Below are 17362 nucleotides of genomic sequence, written 5' to 3' on the forward strand. Positions count from 1 at the left end.
GACGGCGTCACCGCACGCCAGGAATCGGGCCAGGGCGAAGGCGTCGAGGTCGTCGACGTCGCGCAGATGATGCTCGAATCCATCACCCGCCTCGAGCCGGCCGCACTGACCGCGAACATCAAGGTCGAACCCCGCGAGAAGGCACCGGCACCCGTCGCGGAGGCAGCTCCGGTTGCCGAGGCTGCTGCTGCTGCTCCCGCCGCCGCGAAGCCCGCGGTCAAGGGTCTGGGCATGAAGGGCCTCGCCAAGGCCCCGGGCGCGAAGGCTCCGGGCGCCAAGCCCGCCGCTGCCGAGGCTGCTCCTGCCTCCAAGCCCCCGGTCAAGGGTCTGGGCATGAAGGGTCTCGCGAAGGCCCCTGGTGCGAAGGCTCCGGGCGCCAAGCCCGCCGCTGCCGCTCCCGCCGCCGAGGCTGCTCCTGCCGCCGAGACCGCTGCGGCTCCGTCCGCCGCTCCGAAGGGCCTCGGCCTCAAGGGTGGCGCGAAGGCACCGGGCAAGGGTCTGGGCATGAAGGGTGGGGCCAAGGCTCCGGGCGCCAAGCCCGCCGCCGCTCCCGCCGCCGAGGCCGCTCCGGCCGCCGCCGAGGCACCCGCTGCCGAGGCCGCTGCTCCCGTCGCCAAGCCGAAGGGTCTGGGCCTCGCGTCCGGCGCCAAGGCTCCCGGCAAGGGTCTGCAGATGAAGGGTGGGGCCAAGGCTCCCGGCGCGAAGGCTGCCGCTCCGGCCGCCGCCGCACCGGCACCTGCCGCCGAGGCTCCGGTTGCCGAGGCTCCGGTTGCCGAGGCACCGGTTGCTGAGGCACCGGCACCTGCCGCGCCGCCGCAGCCGAAGGCGGGCGGGCTCGGATTCAAGGCCGGCGCCAAGGCCCCGGGTGCGCGCAAGGCCGCCCCGGCCGCCGCCGCGCCCGCGGCTCCGGCCCCGGCTGCCCCCGCCGCCGAGAGTGCACCTGCCGAGGCCGCACCGGCCGTCGAGAGTGCACCTGCCGACGAGGCTCCCTCCGCCAACGGTGCACCGGAGGCCAATGGTGCTCCTGCCGACAACGGTGCACCTGCCGCTGAGGCCGCTCCGCTGCCCCAGCCGAAGGCGGGCGGACTCGGGTTCAAGGCCGGCGCCAAGGCCCCGGGCCGCAAGAAGTAGCAACACCCAGCAACGCGCCCCCACCGACTCTCGGTGGGGGCGCGTTCTGTTTGGCCGCACACCTTTTGGCAAGTTCGCACCCCCGTTGGGCGCCCAAACCCAGTGCGACCTTGGCAACGGGTGTGCGCCCGACGCAAAACCAGCCGCCTGTGCACAACCCACGACCCGTGCACAGGCTGCTGGTTCGCCCAGCGCTCCGAACGCCGAACCCCCGAGCCGAGGTGCAGCCTTCATCGCATGGGGGCACACATCATCCGACGCCAGGAGGCACTGCGACGCGGCGCCACCGACCACGAACTGCAGCGCCAGTGCCGCACCGGGGCCTGGGAGCGGCTGCGGCCGGGAACGTATGCGCCCCGCGACGACCTGGACACGCTCGATCCCGTTGCGGTTCACCGGCTGGTGGCGGAGGCAGCGCTGCGGGTCGCGTCGCCGGATGCCGTGCTGAGCCACCAGTCCGCCGCGGCGGTACATGGCCTCGAGATGTGGAACACGCCCCTGCGTCGAGTCCACCTGACTCGCAACCGCACGGGCGGCGGGCGCAGGACCGGGCTGCGGCACGTGCACGTGGCGGAGCTCGCCGACCACGAGACAACCGAGGTCGACGGGCTGCGCGTGACCACGCTCGCCCGCACCGTCCTCGACCTGGCGCGCTCGCTCCCCTTCGAGGAGGCAGTCGTCGCTGGTGACCACGCGCTGCGCACGACCGCGCTCACCGCCGCCGAACTCGGCGAGGCCGTCGGCGGCCTGCCCGAGCGCTCGGGCCGCCGCAGGGCCCACCGCGTCGTGGATCTGCTCGACGGTCGATCGGAGAGCGTCGGCGAGTCACGCAGCCGAGTGCTGATGGTCAGGGAGCAACTCCCCGTCCCGGACTGTCAGCCGAACCTGTACGCCCCGGACGGCGCCCACCTCGGCCGGGTGGACTTCCTGTTCGAGGAGCTCGGAGTCGTCGGCGAATTCGACGGCCAGGTCAAGTACGGCCGCCTGGTGCCGGAGGGCCAGACGCCCGCGGACGTGCTGTGGGCGGAGAAGCAGCGCGAGGACGCCCTTCGCGCCGCGAGCTGGCAGGTGGCGCGGTGGACCTGGCAGGACCTGGCGACGCCGCGCGTGGTGGCCGGCCGCATCCTCGACGCGATCGAGCGAGCCCGCCTGTCGCCGCCGCCCCGCGGCCGGGTGGCGTGCACGCCGAAGCCGTGACCTCTCGCTCCCCCGCACACCCTCTCCCGAGATCGCACACCCTCTGGCACCGGAATACCCGTGCGACCTTGCCAAAGGGTGTGCAAGCAAGACGAAGCGCGACGCCGGCTACGGACGCCAGAGCTCGAGCCGCGGGATCCCGGGCGTCTCGAAGCCGAGCACCTGGCCGTAGAACGACAACTCCGCCTCCCGCGAGCTGACGATGGTCTCCACCTTCCGGAAGCCGTGCGCCTCCCCCTCGTACGCCAGGTACGCGTGCGGTATCGCCTTGCGGACCATCGCATCCCGGAACCGCTCCGCCTGCGACGGCGGGACGATCGGATCCGACAGGCCCTGCAGCAGCAGCACCGGGCAGGAGAGCCCGTCGACGTTGTTCACCGGCGCCCGCCGCGCGTAGAGCTCCTTGCTCTCCGGCAGCGGACCGATCAGGCCGTCGATGTACCTGGACTCGAAGTCGTGCGTCTCCTGGACGAACAGCTCGAGCTCGGCGACGCCGTAATACGAGGCACCGCAGGCGAACACATCGGAGGTCGTCAGCGCCGCCAGCACCGTCCAGCCGCCCGCCGAGCCTCCCTCGATCGCGAGCCGCGTCGGATCGGCCAGCCCGACGTCGGCCAACCCGCGGACGGCGGCGATGGTGTCCTCGACGTCCACGATCCCCCACTGCCCACGCAGCCGGTTGCGATACTCGCGGCCGTATCCGCTCGACCCGCCGTAGTTCACATCGATCACGCCGATCCCGCGGCTGGTGAAATACGCGAACACCATGCTCAGCGCGGGCGCGACGTGTGCGGTCGGGCCACCGTGCACGAACGCGACGTACGGCGGCAGCTCACCGTCCACCCCCGTGTAGTCCGGGTTGCGCGGCGCATAGGTGTACGCGTGCACCTCACGCCCTTGTGGCCCGGTGACCGTGATCGGTTGCGCGGTCGGCAGATACGCGACATCGGGCAGATCGTCGACGCCGAGCCGGACATCGGTGACCCCACCCGTGCCCAGGTCCAGCAGCCGCAGCCCGCCAGGCGTCTGCGCGCCACCGCTGCGCAGCAACACCCGATCGCCGTGTACGTCCGTGATGCCGAGGGAGGTGAGGTCGCCGAGGTCGAGGTCCCGGATCGAGCCGTCGGATGGGTCGACCAGTGCCAGCGTGTCCGTGCCGACGGTGCGGGTGGCGAGCAGGCGACCGTCCGCCAGCTCGGCGTACCAGCGGACACCGAGATGCCAGAGGGGCGCGCCGAAGTCCGCGTCCAACGGGCACACGGGTTGTGGCGGCTGAGCACCGAGATCCACCCGGTACAGGTTCCACCAGCCGCTGCGGTCGCTGATCGCGTAGAGGGAGCCGTCGTCGAACCACTGCGGCTGCAGCACCGACTCCTCGGGCCCGCCGAGCAGCACCCGGCCCGGGCCGCAGACACGGTTCTCGTCGAGCTCGGCGACCCGCAGTTCGGTGCCGTCCCATGGCATCTGCGGGTGGTCCCAGGCGATCCAGGCGAGTCGCCTGCCGTCGGGCGAGAGCCGCGGGTAGGCCAGGAAGTGCGAGCCGGACACCACCGACCGCAGCCGTGCGGGATCGCCGCCGCCGGAGCCGTCGAGCGGGATGGCGCAGATGTCGCGACGTACCTCGCCGTCGGCCGAATGGGTCTCGCGTACGCACCACACCTCGTCGCCGACGACGCTCAGCTCGCCGTACCGCAGCCCCGCCCGGACCGCTGGCGGCGGCGTGAGCGGGATCGGGTGCTCGCCCGGACGGAGCGCGTACACGCGTTGGTCGCTGAACTCCGCGAACACCAGCCGACCGTCGTGGGTGACCGTCCACCCGCCGCCGCCGTACTCGTGCACCCGGGTGCGGGCGTTCCACGGCGGCGGCAGCACGTCCTCGGGCTCCCCGCGCCTGCCCGCGCGCCGGATCGAGGTCCGCCCGCCCTCGCTGGGACGCAGCTCGGACCACCAGATCTCCTCGCCGACAAAGTGGCCGGCGTCGACCGGGTGCCCGCTGGAGGCGAGGTCCGCGGCGGTGATGGGCGAGAGCCAGGAACCGTAGGGTGCGCGCTGTGGCATGCGGTCCAACTTAGGCCGAGTCGCCGACAATCGCGCACAGCGGCGGCCAGCCGGGTCGACTCGAAGGCGATAGTCCAATATGTATTCGTGGGGGATCAAGAAGCAGTCAAGCTGTCGACACGGGCACTGGCCGGTCGAGGGGTGCCATCAGCAGAGGCCTCGCATCGCAAGGGGCCATACCTCTATGTTCTGGAGGAGCGGGCCCCCCGAGCATGTTCAGCGCATGGGCTTCCGGAATCGCGACGCGTCAAGATGATGGTGAGGACGAAGCCGTCGGCGTCCAGAGCACCCGGCCGGCGCTTCGGCATCACCGCGAATATCTTCTCGACGGCCGCCGGCGTGTCGGAGGATTCTCAGCACGCTGTCCTCGTGAAGGCCCGTTGGCCGCTGTGCCGGCAATGCGATCTCCGCCGCCGCGTCTATTTCGGATCGTTCTTGCTGATGCTCGCGTCGGGTCTGCTGGCACTGATCGCTGTGGTCTTGATCCGCGCGACGGGCGATGCGAGCCCCAGCCTGATCTGGCCATTTCTGATCGGGCTGGCCCTTTTTTTGGGTTCAGTGGTTCCATTCGTCCTCGGCTCGCTGCCCAGATTGACGGGAACTCACGCTGCCGCCGATGGCTCAGGGCTCATCGTGGAACACCCGGACCCCAAGTTCATTCACGCATTAGCCATTCGAACTTGCTGAGACCTTCTACCAATCCGAGCTCAAAACTCCACGGGACCCATAGCCTTCATCCTCGTCCGCAGGTTCAAGATTCGGTGAAGTCGCGCCGAGCCGATCGAGTTGACGTTGACCTTCCACCGCCATCGCCTCTCGATCGGTGTCACTGAGCTCACGGTATTGCTCAGCGAAGGAATCGACCAATGGGCTGAGAACCCGCTCGAATGAATCCGACCCAACCAAGTCCCGCAGGCTTCGCTTGCCCGCGACCGCATCTGCGATGGCCGCCTTGAACTCGGCGTCCTCACTCCGTTCTGCAAGGAGTTGCATGCAGGCCTTCAGGTGGGACGAAAGTCCACGATCACCCCGGGCAATATCCACAGGTATGTCAGTTTCAGAGTTCATTCAAACCCCCGGGTGATCATAGGAGCGTGTGGGAAGGACATTGGCCTCCAAGTCCTGCAAGCCACCGAGACTGCCTGCGATGACCCCAATCGTGCCTTGTGCGGCATTCCAAGTATTCGAATGGAGAGTCAATACCTCGCCCCACACGCCCATCGCCTTGGCGATCGTTGCGACCGCCGCGGCTCCCGCGAGTACCGGACCGATGACGGTCACCCCTGTCGCGGCCGCAGCTGCCATCTCCAGGGCAGCTGCGATGAGTAGATCCAATAAGAACTCCCACAAGCCCTTGATGGCCTGCGCCGTCTCATACATTCCGGTCGACATCATCTTCAATTGGTCGCCGATCTCACCAATGACATGTGCCTGGCCGTTCACAGAACCACTGAACCGCGAAAAGTACTCGGCCGCCGCGTCGGCTGCATGCCCATCCCACGAGTGGTCAACACCCTCCATCCCGATGCGGACTGCGGCAGCGTAGCTGCGGTTGAACTCGTCGAGGTTCGACAGCGCTTGTCCCGCTTTGTTGACGGCTTCCCAGTCCCCCGCAAACTGCTCTGCCACCCACTCCCATGGGTTGGTGCCTGTCGCCAATGCGGCCGCTTGACCCAGCCAGTACGACACGCTGATGTACTGGGATGCGCCGAGGATGTTCTCCACCAGGTCCGGTACGGGATCCATGGATGCGGGATCTTTGAGATGCTCGATCGGGTTTGGAGGCATCACGACTCCTGATACGTAGCGTCGAGTTGCCCTGCGGTATTAACATCCGTGACGCGGTACGAATTAGCGGCTCGGCCGAGCTCGTTGCCCGCGTCACCACTCAGCGTCGTCAGAGTCGCGTAGGCAGGCGTCAACGTCGACAGCACATCCGAGATCTTCTCGACCACAGGGGCAAAGAGACGACCCTCGGCGTATCCGATCTGGAGCCATTTGTTCAGGTACTCCTCGGCCTGCGATGCCTGTGTGGCCAGATCAGCCAATGTTGCTGCGAATTTATCCAGGTCATCCGGATTGACTCTGAAATCTGCCATTTCGCCCCCGCGCATTACCCCTGCACGCCCATTCGACGCGCTCCCGCGCAGAATCTATCAGCGACCGCGATATCGACACATCACGCGGGCAACCACGCCCCGTGCAGCCCGGCGGGCACCCGGAGCGGCAATCGCGCCCTGCCGAGCGGGCCCGATCCGGGATCCTCGGCGGGGAGCACACAGAACCACGACGACATGTCGGCTCGGTCGGTGCCGATCATCCCCCAGTAGTCGTGTGCCGCACCGGGCATGAAGACCGGTTCGCCCACCGTGAGGCTGCCCGGATCCCAGTGCGCCTCGGATCCCGACGGCCCGAAGAACCACAGAGAATCCATCGGGCCCTCTGGGCCTGCGAGTTTGCCGACGGTCGCGACGGTGCCGTGGCCCCTGGTGAGGCTGCGGTCGTCGATGCGGGGGAATTCGACGTCCCTGTCCGACACGGCCGTTCGCTGCACCGCGCCGGTCTCCGGATCGATCACCGCCCGCATCAGCGTGCCGACGTTCGGGTGATCGGCGTCCGCGAACCCGCCCGGGTACGACCATTGCGCGTAGTCGACGCTCACCCGCCCGTCGGGCAGGTCGAACCCGTTCGCGAAGTGCCACACCCAGAACGCCTCGCAGCTCGCCCACCGGACCGGGCCGCCGTCGCGCGGGATCAGGGCCACCCTGGTGCCGTCGTCCGGCCGCCAGTCCAGTACCGACCCGCCGGTGAGCAGGCCGGCCATGTCGAAAGCCAACGGGCACACCAACAGAACGATGTAGCGCCCGGTCAGGGCCATGTCGTGGATCATCAGCGCCTTGTCCATCCCCGCGACCGGTGTGGGCGGGCGGGCGAGCGATCCGTCGGCCGCGACCACGGACCAGGTCAGGTATGGCGGATCGAGCAGGTAGTTGAACAACACCAGCTCCCCGGTCGTCGGGGCGATCTTGGGGTGTGCGGTGCTGCCGACCGCCATCGCGCCGTCGCAGCTCTCCGGCCCGAGGGTGCGCAGATCGGCTGGGTCGAGCAGGTAGGGCCTGGTGGTCTCGGCCATCGCCATCAGCCGACCACTGTGCCGGACCACGTTGATGTCCGGCAGTTCGCGCGGCGTCCCGGCCAGCTCGGGCCCGACCTCGGCCTCGCTCGGCGTGTACAGGTCGGTCACGCCTGCCCAGATCGCGTGGCCGACCTTCTCCTCCGCCACCACCATCGGCGTCCGGACGAAGCGGTTGGTGTACCGGGCGGCACCGTCCGCCAGCTCGATCCGGTGCACCATGCCGTCACCGTCGAGCGGGTAGACGTAGCGGCCGATCGGGTCGAACCGCGGGTTGGGCCCGTTGCGCAGGTACGCGCCGCGCAGGTCCGACGGCAGCTCACCGACGATCTCGAGGCCGCGGACGTCCACCTCCTCCCGCTGCGGCTCGAAGATCCCCGTCAGGTGCGAGTGGTGCGCGAGGTCGACGGGCGCGGGCCGGGGAAAGCTCGGTGCGTTCATGGGAATGCCAGTTCCGTGCGGAGTTCGTTCCGTCTTTCAGGGTCCTCTCCCCTGGTGCCGCCGAACAACGATTCCGTGGTGCGGACCGCGTCCGATCAGCCCGTTACCTGCGCCACATGCGGGGTAGCGGGAGAAATCCGCTTGAACCGGGGTGGCACCATGGACCGGTGACCGTCTCGGAGCCCTCCCACCACACCCACATCCAGCCGCGCGTGCTCAACCAGTCCGCGAAGCTGCAGAACGTGCTGTACGAGATCCGTGGACCGGTACACGCGCACGCCGCCCGGCTCGAGGCCGAGGGCCACCGCATCCTCAAGCTGAACATCGGAAACCCGGCCCCGTTCGGCTTCGAGGCGCCCGACGTGATCATGCGCGACATGATCGCCGCGCTGCCGACCGCGCAGGGCTACTCCGACTCCAAGGGCATCCTGTCCGCCCGCCGCGCCATCGTCACCCGCTACGAGCTGGTCCCGGGCTTCCCCGACCTCGACGTCGACAACGTCTACCTCGGCAACGGCGTGTCCGAGCTGATCACGATGACGATGCAGGCGCTACTCGACAACGGCGACGAGGTGCTGATCCCGGCGCCCGACTACCCGCTGTGGACCGCGACGACCAGCCTCGCGGGCGGCACCCCGGTGCACTACCTGTGCGACGAGTCCGACGGCTGGAACCCGGACATCGCCGACATCGAATCGAAGATCACCCCGCGCACCAAGGCGATCGTGGTGATCAATCCGAACAACCCGACCGGCGCGGTCTACACGGCCGAGGTGCTGAGCCAGATCGTCGCGCTGGCCCGCAAGCACCAGCTGCTGCTCCTCGCCGACGAGATCTACGACAAGATCCTCTACGACGACGCCAAGCACATCTCGCTGGCCACCCTCGCCCCCGACCTGCTCTGCCTGACGTTCAACGGCCTGTCCAAGGCCTACCGGGTGGCCGGGTACCGCTCGGGCTGGCTGGCCATCACCGGCCCGAAGGACCACGCGGCGAGCTTCCTGGAGGGCATCGACCTGCTCGCCTCGATGCGGCTGTGCCCGAACGTGCCCGCGCAGCACGCCATCCAGGTGGCACTCGGCGGGCACCAGAGCATCGAGGAACTGATCCTGCCCGGCGGCCGGCTGCTCGAGCAGCGCGACGTCGCATGGGAGCGGCTGAACATGATCCCGGGCGTCACCTGCGTGCGGCCGAAGGGCGCGCTGTACGCCTTCCCCCGGCTCGACCCCAACGTCTACGAGATCCACGACGACGCCAAGCTGGTCCTTGACCTGCTGCTGCAGGAGAAGATCCTCGTGGTCCAGGGCACCGGGTTCAACTGGCCCAACCACGATCACCTGCGGATCGTGACCCTGCCGTGGGCCCGCGACCTGGCGGTCGCGATCGAGCGGTTCGGCAACTTCCTGGCCGGCTACAGCCAGTAGCAGGAGCGCTTCGGTGCGGGCGTCAGCTCGAACCGAACATGATGAAGTTCGCCACGTCTGCGAAGGCGTTCCAGACGTTGCTGAGGAACACGATGGCGGCACCGGCGATCGGTCGCAGCGATTCCGGTACCCCCGCCAACGGGTCCGGCCCCGGAGGGTTCGCCGCCGCAACTCCCGAACCGAGGAGCGACAGCACGCCGACGAGCAACAGTGTCAAGGCAACTCGAATCCTGTTCACACTCGGTCTACCGACCGGAGCAGGCGAAGCGTTACCGGCGTCGCACAGCATTTGACGAGATCGCACACCCATTCTTCGCCCAGAACGTGTGCGATCTCGTCACCGTGTGTGCGTACTGGTCGAGGGTGCGCCGCGGCGGCCGGGACGTCGGATCGGCTACCGTCAGTGGGGTGTGCGCACCTCGGATTTTCCCAGCAGGACAGATCGCATGACCGGCGAGCCGCTCTCGGTCTACGACGCCATCCGGATGCGCCGCGACGTCCGCGCCGAGTTCACTGGTGAGCGGGTCTCCGAGGAGCAGCTGACCCGGATCCTGCAGGCCGGACACTGCGCGCCCAGCGTCGGCAACACCCAGCCCTGGGATTTCGTCGTCGTGCAAAAGCCCGAGACGCTCGACACGTTCGCCGAGCACGTCGCGGGCTGCAGGCGGAACTTCGCCGACTCGCTGCCGCCGGAGCGCCGCGCCACCTTCGACCCGATCAAGATCGAGGGCATCCAGGAGTCCGGCACCGGCGTGGTGGTGACCTACGACGCCAGCCGCGGCGGCGCGAACGTGCTCGGCAGGCACACCGTCGAGGACACCGGCGTGTTCTCCGCGGTGCTCGCGATCCAGAACATCTGGCTGGCCGCGGTCGCCGAGGGCATCGGCGTCGGCTGGGTCTCGTTCTACGAGGAGGACTACCTCACCGAGCTGGTCGGGATCCCGTCCCCGGTGCGGCCCATCGCCTGGCTGTGCGTCGGCCCGGTGTCGGAGTTCCAGGAGACCCCCGACCTGGTGCGCTTCGGCTGGCGGGACGGCAGGCCGCTCTCCGAGGCCGTGCACCGCGAAAGCTTCTGAATCAGGCTCCGCCAAAAGCCACAAACAAGCGACAAAGCAATGGTCTCGATGTTGGTTGGGTGACCCAGACAACATAGGGTGCACTCATGGTCTCCGAGAGCAGAGCGCGCTTCGGCAGATTCGTCTCCGAACGCCGCCGCGCCCTGAACCTGACCCAGGACGAGGTCCGGGCCGCGGGTGGCCCGTCCGACGCGGCCCAGACGCGGGCCGAGAACGGCACCGGCCCCGAGCCCAGCCAGCGCACCCTCCGACGCCTCGACACCGGACTGAACTGGGCCGCGGGCAGCGCCGCCCGCACCCTGCTCGGCGGCGTCCCCGACCCGCTCGAGACCGAGCCCGACCGCGCCCCGGGCAGGCCGCGCGGTGCCACCGAGTTCGGGCCCGACTCCGTCGCGGTGTCGGTCGAGATGATCGCCGACCTCCTGGCCCCGCACGCCACGCTCAATTCGTTCCGTGGCCGGTGGTCCGAGGTCACCGAGGACGAGTTCGACAAGGCCACCGACGCACTCAACGCGGCCATCTCCCGGATCACCGGCGTGTATGTCACCGACATGCTCGAGCGCAACGGCGGCCCTGGCATCCCTGTGCCCGCCCTGATCGAGTTCGCCTTCGGCCACCACCTCGACGAACCTGTCGGTGAGGATCCGGCCGACGCCGAGGAACGGCTCTACCGCCGGTGGCTGGCCGGCCGGCCGATCGACGCGGACGCCGACCTCGATTCGAGGTTCCGCCGACGGTGGCAGGCACGACGAGGAGCAGACGCATGACCCACGCGGACGTACAGCCGATTCCCCTGTCCACCCGAGTCAACCGGTTGTTCGAGTGGGGACACCGGCGCGGCGACCCCGAGCAGACGAACGAGGAGGTCGCGCTGGCGCTGGGCGACCGACTCCGGCGCCCCGTCGAGCCGCGGATGGTCAAGTCCATCCGCGACGGCAGCCTCGCCGATCCGCCCCTCGACCTCCGCGATGCCGTTGCCGACCATTTCGAGGTCTCACGGGCGTACCTGTCCGGCAGCGACTACGGGTACGTCGACACCCAGGTCCGGCTCTGCATCAGCGCCCGCGACGCCGGGGTGAGGAGCCTGTCGATGCGCTCGCTCACCGACCCCGACCCGGCCGGCGGGGCGCTGCCCCGTCAGGCAATGGAGGAACTGATCGGGTTGCTGGCGCGGCTCGGCGGGGCGAGCGGAGCGACGGGGGATGTCACGGACGGACCCGGCGGCGCACCCGCAGCCGGAACCCATCCGGCTTGAGGGTGAGCTGCTCCTTGACCCTGAGCTGGTAGCCGGGTTCCGGCTCGAGGTCGTAGCGCTGCACGAGCAGCGCCAGCGCCAGCACCATCTCGTGCAGCGCGAACTGCCGGCCGATGCACGCCCGCAGCCCGGTGCCGAAGGGCTTGTAGACGTGGCCGGGGCGGGACCGCACCTTCTCCGGTAGGAACCGGTCCGGGTCGAAGGTCTCGACGTCGGGCCCCCAGACCGGATCGCGGTGCAGACCGAGCACCAGTACGAACGCCCAGTCGTTCTCCGCGAACCCGTAACCCCCACCATCGCTGTCACCGCCGATCGTCGTGTCGGCGACTGCCTCCCGGAAGTAGCCGGGAGCGGTCGGCCACAGACGCATCGTCTCGTCCACCACCCGGCGCACGTAGCGCAGCTTCGCGACCTGCTCGAAGGAGACCTCCGGCCGATCGGCGCCGGGCCACAACGACTCCACCTCGGCCCGCGCTCTGGACGCAATCTCCGGGTTCTGCGCCAGGAAGTGCAGCGCGAACGCCAGGGCATTGGCCGAGGTCTCGTGCCCCGCGACGAGGAATGTCAGCACCTGGTTGCGAATGTTCACCTCGTCGAGCCGCTCGCCCGTCTCGGGGTCGGCCGAATCCAGCATCAGGTCCAGCAGGTCGGGGCGACTTGTCTCGTCGGGGCTGGCGCGCCGCTCGGCGATCACCTCGTCCACGACGCCGGCCACGTACGCGATGTCGGCGTCGTTCTGCCGCTCGGCCTTGCCCGCGAACAGCGAGCGGAACGGGATCGGGATCGCGGTCTGTTCCGCGTGCCGCAGCGCCCGTAGCATCGCGCCGACGAACGGGTCCTCCTGATCGCCGTGCGCGCTGCCGAACGAGTCGAAGCTGTACCCGAATCCTGCGCGGCCGATCATCTCGAGCGTCAGTTTGCTCATCTCCGCGGGCACGTCGACGAACTCCGTGGTGGCGTGCTCGTCCCAGCGGCCGATCAGCTCGCGGGTGGTTTCCAGCATCGTCTGGTGGTAGCCGCGCATCGCCTCCCTGGTGAAGCCCGGCATCAGGATGTTGTGCGCCTTCGACCAGTTCGGCTCGTGGTGGAACGCAGTGAACAGGCCGTCGGCGACGATGGTCCGCAGCTTCTCCAGCGGCCGGCCGACGTGCTTGCGGAACCGCTTCTCGTCGTTGATCTCCTCGACCAACTCCGAACCGGTCACGAACGTGAGCTTGGTGCCGACGATGACACGCTGATAGATCGGTCCGAGCCGCTGATGCTGCCACAGCGTGCGCTGACTGGGGGCGCTGCGGTCCATCCCGAGGATGTCGCCCACGAGGGGGACTCGGCGCGGTGGGTGCGGGATCGGTCGTGTCTCCATCAGATGGCAGAACCCGCGCTCACCACTGGTGGGCCGGGGACCGCGCTCCTCTCTCGGGTGTCGGGGCGGCGAAGGCCTCGGGCCTCGCTCGGTTCGGTTGCTCGGGAGCCGGTCTGGTGCGCGATGGTCGCGGCGAGCCGCCAGCTGCGGGCCAGGCGCAGCAGCGCGCGTGTCTCGTCGACGAGGTCGTCGTGCGGGGTGTCCGCCTCCCCCGCGCCCGTCGCCTCCAGCGGGGGACCCCCGGTCCGCTTCCGCTCGCAGGCGCGCAGCAGCTGTACCGACCGGCGGACCGCCGACCTGGTGTCGCCGTCCAGCCCGCGGCGCTCCAGCTCATCCTCCAGATCCGCGTCGACGGCGGCCGAGGTGTACGGCTGCAGTTGCATGGTGGCGTCCCAGATCTCGACGACCGTCCGGTGCAGACGCTCCTCGAACCCTGATGCCGGCAGGACCACCTGGGGTACCGCGGCCGTCAGCGTCGACCACATCGGTTCGAGCTGACGCAGTTCCCGTCGGCGCATCCACATCGCGACGACGGGCACCATGCTGACCACGGCGATCAGGGCCACCTCAGGGAGGAAGAGGACGTCGTTGGATCCGGCCCGCCACCTCGTCAACGCGTTGTCCACCTGGGCGGCCGAGAAGAAGGCCGCGACCGGCCTCGCGACGTTGTCCACCAGGGAGAACATGCACATCACGCCCACAATCACGATCATTACCAACTCGAGCCAGCCGGGTCCGGACCGCAGGAACTCGTAACAGATCACCAGGGCCACACACACCGCGACGACAATCGGGATCGAGTACAAGACGAAGTAGACCGCGCACTGCCAGCCGCCCGCCGCCTCGATCGTGAGGCCGGCATCCCGGGACTTCTGACTCAGCATCAGCAGCGAGACGCCCAGCGCGAGCGTGATCGCGTACACCGCCGGCTGACGCCAGTACGGCTCGTCCGCACCCTCGTTGAGCGCTGTGGCAAGGCCGAGGATGGCGGCGCCTGCGAGCATCACGCAGAGGTGCGTCAACGGCCGTATGACCGCGATGTCGGTGAGATGTGGCGCGAGGGCGGACTGGACCTCCGGCACCCGCAGGGCCGCCGGCACCGCCCAGAAGAGCAGGACCAGATTGATCCGGCGCTGCGCCAGTGCCTCCCGCATCACGGCCAACCGGATCAGCGTGATCACCCAGATGCCGATCAGCAGCGGCCACATGATCGCCGCGGGCATGGTGGAGGTCAGCTTCGGCTCCAGACCACATTGTTCAGCCGCGACACCCGCACCGACTGCTTGGCGCCGGCCTTGGATCGCGCGCTCACCGCGCCCGAGTCGGCCAGGAACAGCCGCGTCGCGAGGAGCTCGGCTTCCTGCTCCACCTCGTCGTCGTAGGCAGCCCGGCCGAGCAGCGAGCGCACTGTCTCGGGCCGCACGTCGGGGGCCAGCTTCTGCAGCGTCGTCAGGTCGACGTTGAGGCCGGAATCGCCGCGGAGGATGTGGGCCAGTTCGTGGTAGATGATGTGCCTTCGCAGGTAGACCGAGGCATCTGCGGCGTACATTACGACATCGTCGTGTTCGCGACCGATCCACAACCCGCATGGAGCGCCCCTGATCACTGCGGCGTCGACCGGCTCCAACCGGATCGGTCGCCCGCGCTCGGCCTCCATCCAGCCGATGAAATCGTCGAAGGACCAGGGCCGCTCGATGGGCAGCGCATCCATGAACGCGTCCACCCGCCTGCGCGCGACTTCCAGTGATCGGGCCACCGGCGAACCCTATCGAACGGGGCTCGCGGTAGGCCCCGGAGGCTAACTGGACGGCCGACTACCCCCCACGATGACAGCCAGATCCGCGCCATGTACATTCACACAAGACACCTTGTGTGTCCAGCAAGCCCGATTGCCCCTCCCCCCCCTGTGGGCAATCGGGTCGGTGGCGGGGACACACCCCCCTGTTCCCCGCCACCGCTGCAAAACTTCCCCGAATTCGGCGCTGACCACTCGCGCTCCCGGATCTCCCCACCGAGTAGGCGCTCCCCAGCGCTGATTTCGGCGTGTTTCCGCATCGCGTACGCGGCACAATTGAAGCACACGAAGCCACAAAAAAGCCACACAGAGGCAACATTCTCAGGACGAAATCGCGACGGTGATGGCGGTGCGGTCGACCGACGCTTCGACCGTGACCGTGGGCGTACCGCTCCGTGTTCCCACGAAGGACTGCACCAGCGCGCTGCCGCTCGGGTAGCCGAGAACCTCGACCACGGAAGACGCCTCGCCCTCGGGCGATATCCGCATCGGCACCTCGCGCCGCAACGAGTCGATGTTCGAGTCCACGCCGGTCAGGTCGATCTGCAGAACGCACGCACCCGAGATCGACACCGGTTCATCCGTGCCGTGCAGGAGCGGCATCTGCACGAAGCGGGCGCTCCACCCCATCGATCCATCTCCGCCGAGACCGAACACGATGGTGTCCGCGGCGGCGGTCGGTTCGATCTCGATCGAATCCAGGGTGGGTAGAACGGGCGCGGGCGATGGCTGCGCCCCTGGTTCCACGGGAACCACGTCGGGCACGGTGGGCAGGGTGGGCACCACGTCGGGGACGGTCGGCAGCGACGGCGAATCGCCGACGAGGAGCCGCCCCGAGAACGACTCGAACTGTTGACACCGCAACCCGTGCGCCTCCCCGGCAGGGTGATCCGGGTCCGGCGCTCCACACGCGGTGGACACGGCCAGAGCCGGAAGTACCAGGGCCACCGCGCTCACCCAGGTTCGCGTGGGTACGTCCACAGTGCGGTTCCCCCATCGTCGGCATCAGCGGTCACCGGGTACATCGCCGTCGGGCACCGAGCCGTTCCAGGTGACGCTCGTGCGCCGGAGCGGCTCGATCTTCCGTCCACCCGAGGTCGGTACCCTGGCCGGATGCGTCGACAGGGCCGCGCGGCCACCATCCGGGCGAGCAGGCCAACGTGACAGAGCTGCGAAACGGCCACGGACATGGCCACGGCCACGGCCACGGCCACAGCGGTCCCATCCCGGTCGGCCCGGTCGCGGCCCGCGTGGTCGTCGGACTGCTCGTCGCGATCGGCATCGCGGTGCTCGCAGGCGCGGTCGTCCTGTGGCCGAGCAGCCGCAGCATCGACATCCCGCTGCCCTTCCAGACCTCCGGCGGCGGCGCCGTCGTCACCGAGGCGGGCACCGTCACGCTGCAGGACATCGGGCCGTGCGGAAGCGCCTCCGCCGGTAGGCCCTTCACGGGTTCGCCGCAGCCTCCGCCGAACGACTCCTACCACTGCCAGCGCAGCCTCATCGACATCGAATCCGGCCCGAACGAGGGCACGACGACGCTGCTGGAGATCGGGCCCGGCCCCGGGCAGCCGGATCTGCGTGTCGGGGACAGCATCCGGCTCGTGCGCCAGACCGATCCGTCCGGCGCCACCATGTACTCATTCGAGGACTTCGCCCGCGGGCTCCCACTGCTGCTGATCGTCGCGGCGTTCGTGATCGTCATCGCCGCGGTCGCCCGCTGGCGGGGCGTGCGCGCCCTGATCGGGCTCCTCGTCGCCTTCGGCGTGCTCGTCGGGTTCATGCTGCCCGCCCTGCTCGACGGCCAGCCCGCGATCCCGGTCGCCCTCGTCGGCGGCGCCGCCATCCTCTACGCGGTGCTGTACCTGGCGCACGGGGTGAGCCTGCGGACCAGTTCGGCCCTGCTCGGCACCCTGGCGTCGATGCTGCTGGCCGCGCTGCTGTCGTGGGTCACGATCGAGATGACACACCTGACGGGGCTGTCCGAGGAACAGAACACCAACGTGCAGACCTACATCGAGCACGTGAGCATCACCGGCCTGCTCTTCGCCGGGTTCATCATCGGCTCGCTGGGTGTGCTCAACGACGTCACCATCACCCAGGCCTCGACGGCGTTCGAGCTCGCGGGCATCGAGCGCGAGGCCACCCGCCGCCAGATCTTCGGCTCCGCGATGCGCGTGGGCCGCGATCACATCGCCAGCACCGTCTACACCCTGGTGCTGGCCTACGCAGGCGGCGCGCTGCCGCTGCTGCTGCTCTTCAGCGTGGCGGGCCGCTCGATCAACGATGTGCTGCTCGGTGACGCGGTCGCGATCGAGATCGTGCGCTCCTCGGTCGGCGGCATCGCGCTGGCCCTGTCCGTCCCGCTCACCACGGCGATCGCGGTGATGCTGGCCCGCCCGCCGCGGTCCGGCGCCGCGGTCACCGGGCGGTCGGGGGGAAGACACGCGCGCTGACGCCCCGGCCGGGGCGCCGCCTCGCGGCGTGCTCGG

At 69.2% G+C, this 17362-nt stretch carries 17 protein-coding genes and 1 pseudogene; 8 read left to right on the plus strand and 10 right to left on the minus strand.

All coding sequences use genetic code 11. The annotated features are described in order from the left end of the window. Positions 1–1131: pseudogene (locus C8K38_RS11265) on the plus strand (Fe-S oxidoreductase); the annotation flags it as partial. A 237-nt stretch (positions 1132–1368) separates the two neighbouring features. Then, a complete protein-coding gene (locus tag C8K38_RS11270) occupies positions 1369–2328 on the plus strand; it encodes a type IV toxin-antitoxin system AbiEi family antitoxin domain-containing protein (protein ID WP_097211567.1) in 960 nt (319 codons plus the stop codon). A 108-nt stretch (positions 2329–2436) separates the two neighbouring features. Here C8K38_RS11270 and C8K38_RS11275 read toward each other — a convergent pair whose 3' ends face one another. Beyond that, complete coding sequence (locus tag C8K38_RS11275; RefSeq protein ID WP_097211568.1) at positions 2437–4386, minus strand: dipeptidyl-peptidase 5; 1950 nt, start codon at positions 4384–4386, stop codon at positions 2437–2439. Positions 4387–4638: 252 nt separating this feature from the next. Between C8K38_RS11275 and C8K38_RS11280 the strand changes: the two genes are divergently transcribed. Then, positions 4639–5073: a hypothetical protein gene (locus C8K38_RS11280; protein WP_097211569.1), complete on the plus strand. Its 435-nt coding sequence runs from the start codon at positions 4639–4641 to the stop codon at positions 5071–5073. Between the two features lie 6 nt (positions 5074–5079). On the opposite strand, the gene C8K38_RS26860 is transcribed toward C8K38_RS11280, so the two are convergent. The 4 genes from C8K38_RS26860 to C8K38_RS11295 form a co-directional block, all read right to left on the minus strand. Beyond that, positions 5080–5454, minus strand: coding sequence for a hypothetical protein (locus C8K38_RS26860; RefSeq protein ID WP_143548434.1), 375 nt, complete (start codon positions 5452–5454; stop codon positions 5080–5082). After that, complete coding sequence (locus tag C8K38_RS11285) at positions 5455–6174, minus strand: WXG100 family type VII secretion target (RefSeq protein WP_097211786.1); 720 nt, start codon at positions 6172–6174, stop codon at positions 5455–5457. After that, the gene (locus C8K38_RS11290; protein ID WP_179800530.1) at positions 6174–6485 is read right to left on the minus strand and encodes a type VII secretion target; all 312 of its coding nucleotides are present in this window, start codon (positions 6483–6485) and stop codon (positions 6174–6176) included. Before C8K38_RS11290 ends, C8K38_RS11285 begins: the two co-directional genes overlap by 1 nt. An 80-nt stretch (positions 6486–6565) precedes the next feature. Continuing rightward, a complete protein-coding gene (locus C8K38_RS11295) occupies positions 6566–7960 on the minus strand; it encodes a carotenoid oxygenase family protein (protein ID WP_097211571.1) in 1395 nt (464 codons plus the stop codon). 116 nt (positions 7961–8076) lie between these two features. Here C8K38_RS11295 and C8K38_RS11300 point away from each other — a divergent pair, with 116 nt between their 5' ends. Then, positions 8077–9384, plus strand: coding sequence for a pyridoxal phosphate-dependent aminotransferase (locus C8K38_RS11300; protein WP_373560251.1), 1308 nt, complete (start codon positions 8077–8079; stop codon positions 9382–9384). A gap of 22 nt (positions 9385–9406) precedes the next feature. Here the strand turns inward: C8K38_RS11300 and C8K38_RS11305 are convergent, their stop codons facing one another. Further along, on the minus strand, positions 9407–9601 hold the full coding sequence (locus C8K38_RS11305) for a hypothetical protein (protein ID WP_097211573.1): 195 nt from the start codon (positions 9599–9601) through the stop codon (positions 9407–9409). Positions 9602–9830: 229 nt separating this feature from the next. On the opposite strand from C8K38_RS11305, the gene bluB reads away from it, so the two are divergent. From bluB to C8K38_RS11320, 3 genes are all read left to right on the plus strand, one after another. After that, positions 9831–10460: a 5,6-dimethylbenzimidazole synthase gene (bluB, locus tag C8K38_RS11310; RefSeq protein WP_097211574.1), complete on the plus strand. Its 630-nt coding sequence runs from the start codon at positions 9831–9833 to the stop codon at positions 10458–10460. An 86-nt stretch (positions 10461–10546) separates the two neighbouring features. Beyond that, positions 10547–11227, plus strand: a complete 681-nt coding sequence (locus tag C8K38_RS11315; RefSeq protein ID WP_097211575.1) for a helix-turn-helix domain-containing protein — start codon at positions 10547–10549, stop codon at positions 11225–11227. After that, a complete protein-coding gene (locus C8K38_RS11320; RefSeq protein ID WP_097211576.1) occupies positions 11224–11715 on the plus strand; it encodes a hypothetical protein in 492 nt (163 codons plus the stop codon). The genes C8K38_RS11315 and C8K38_RS11320 overlap by 4 nt, the downstream gene beginning before the upstream one ends. Here the strand turns inward: C8K38_RS11320 and C8K38_RS11325 are convergent. From C8K38_RS11325 to C8K38_RS11340, 4 genes are all read right to left on the minus strand, one after another. After that, complete coding sequence (locus C8K38_RS11325; protein ID WP_097211577.1) at positions 11666–13078, minus strand: cytochrome P450; 1413 nt, start codon at positions 13076–13078, stop codon at positions 11666–11668. The two genes, C8K38_RS11320 and C8K38_RS11325, sit on opposite strands and share 50 nt — an antisense overlap. Further along, complete coding sequence (locus tag C8K38_RS11330) at positions 13078–14301, minus strand: MAB_1171c family putative transporter (RefSeq protein ID WP_097211578.1); 1224 nt, start codon at positions 14299–14301, stop codon at positions 13078–13080. Before C8K38_RS11330 ends, C8K38_RS11325 begins: the two co-directional genes overlap by 1 nt. An 8-nt stretch (positions 14302–14309) precedes the next feature. Beyond that, the gene (locus C8K38_RS11335) at positions 14310–14834 is read right to left on the minus strand and encodes a hypothetical protein (protein WP_143548435.1); all 525 of its coding nucleotides are present in this window, start codon (positions 14832–14834) and stop codon (positions 14310–14312) included. A 360-nt stretch (positions 14835–15194) separates the two neighbouring features. After that, a complete protein-coding gene (locus tag C8K38_RS11340) occupies positions 15195–15854 on the minus strand; it encodes an AMIN-like domain-containing (lipo)protein (RefSeq protein WP_097211580.1) in 660 nt (219 codons plus the stop codon). A gap of 188 nt (positions 15855–16042) precedes the next feature. On the opposite strand from C8K38_RS11340, the gene C8K38_RS11345 reads away from it, so the two are divergent. Next, a complete protein-coding gene (locus C8K38_RS11345; RefSeq protein ID WP_097211787.1) occupies positions 16043–17326 on the plus strand; it encodes a YibE/F family protein in 1284 nt (427 codons plus the stop codon). The last annotated feature ends 36 nt before the right edge of the window (positions 17327–17362 follow it).

Origin of the sequence: Rhodococcus sp. OK611 (genome assembly GCF_003050885.1) — a bacterium.
GTDB classification, from domain to species: domain Bacteria; phylum Actinomycetota; class Actinomycetes; order Mycobacteriales; family Mycobacteriaceae; genus Rhodococcus_G; species Rhodococcus_G oryzae.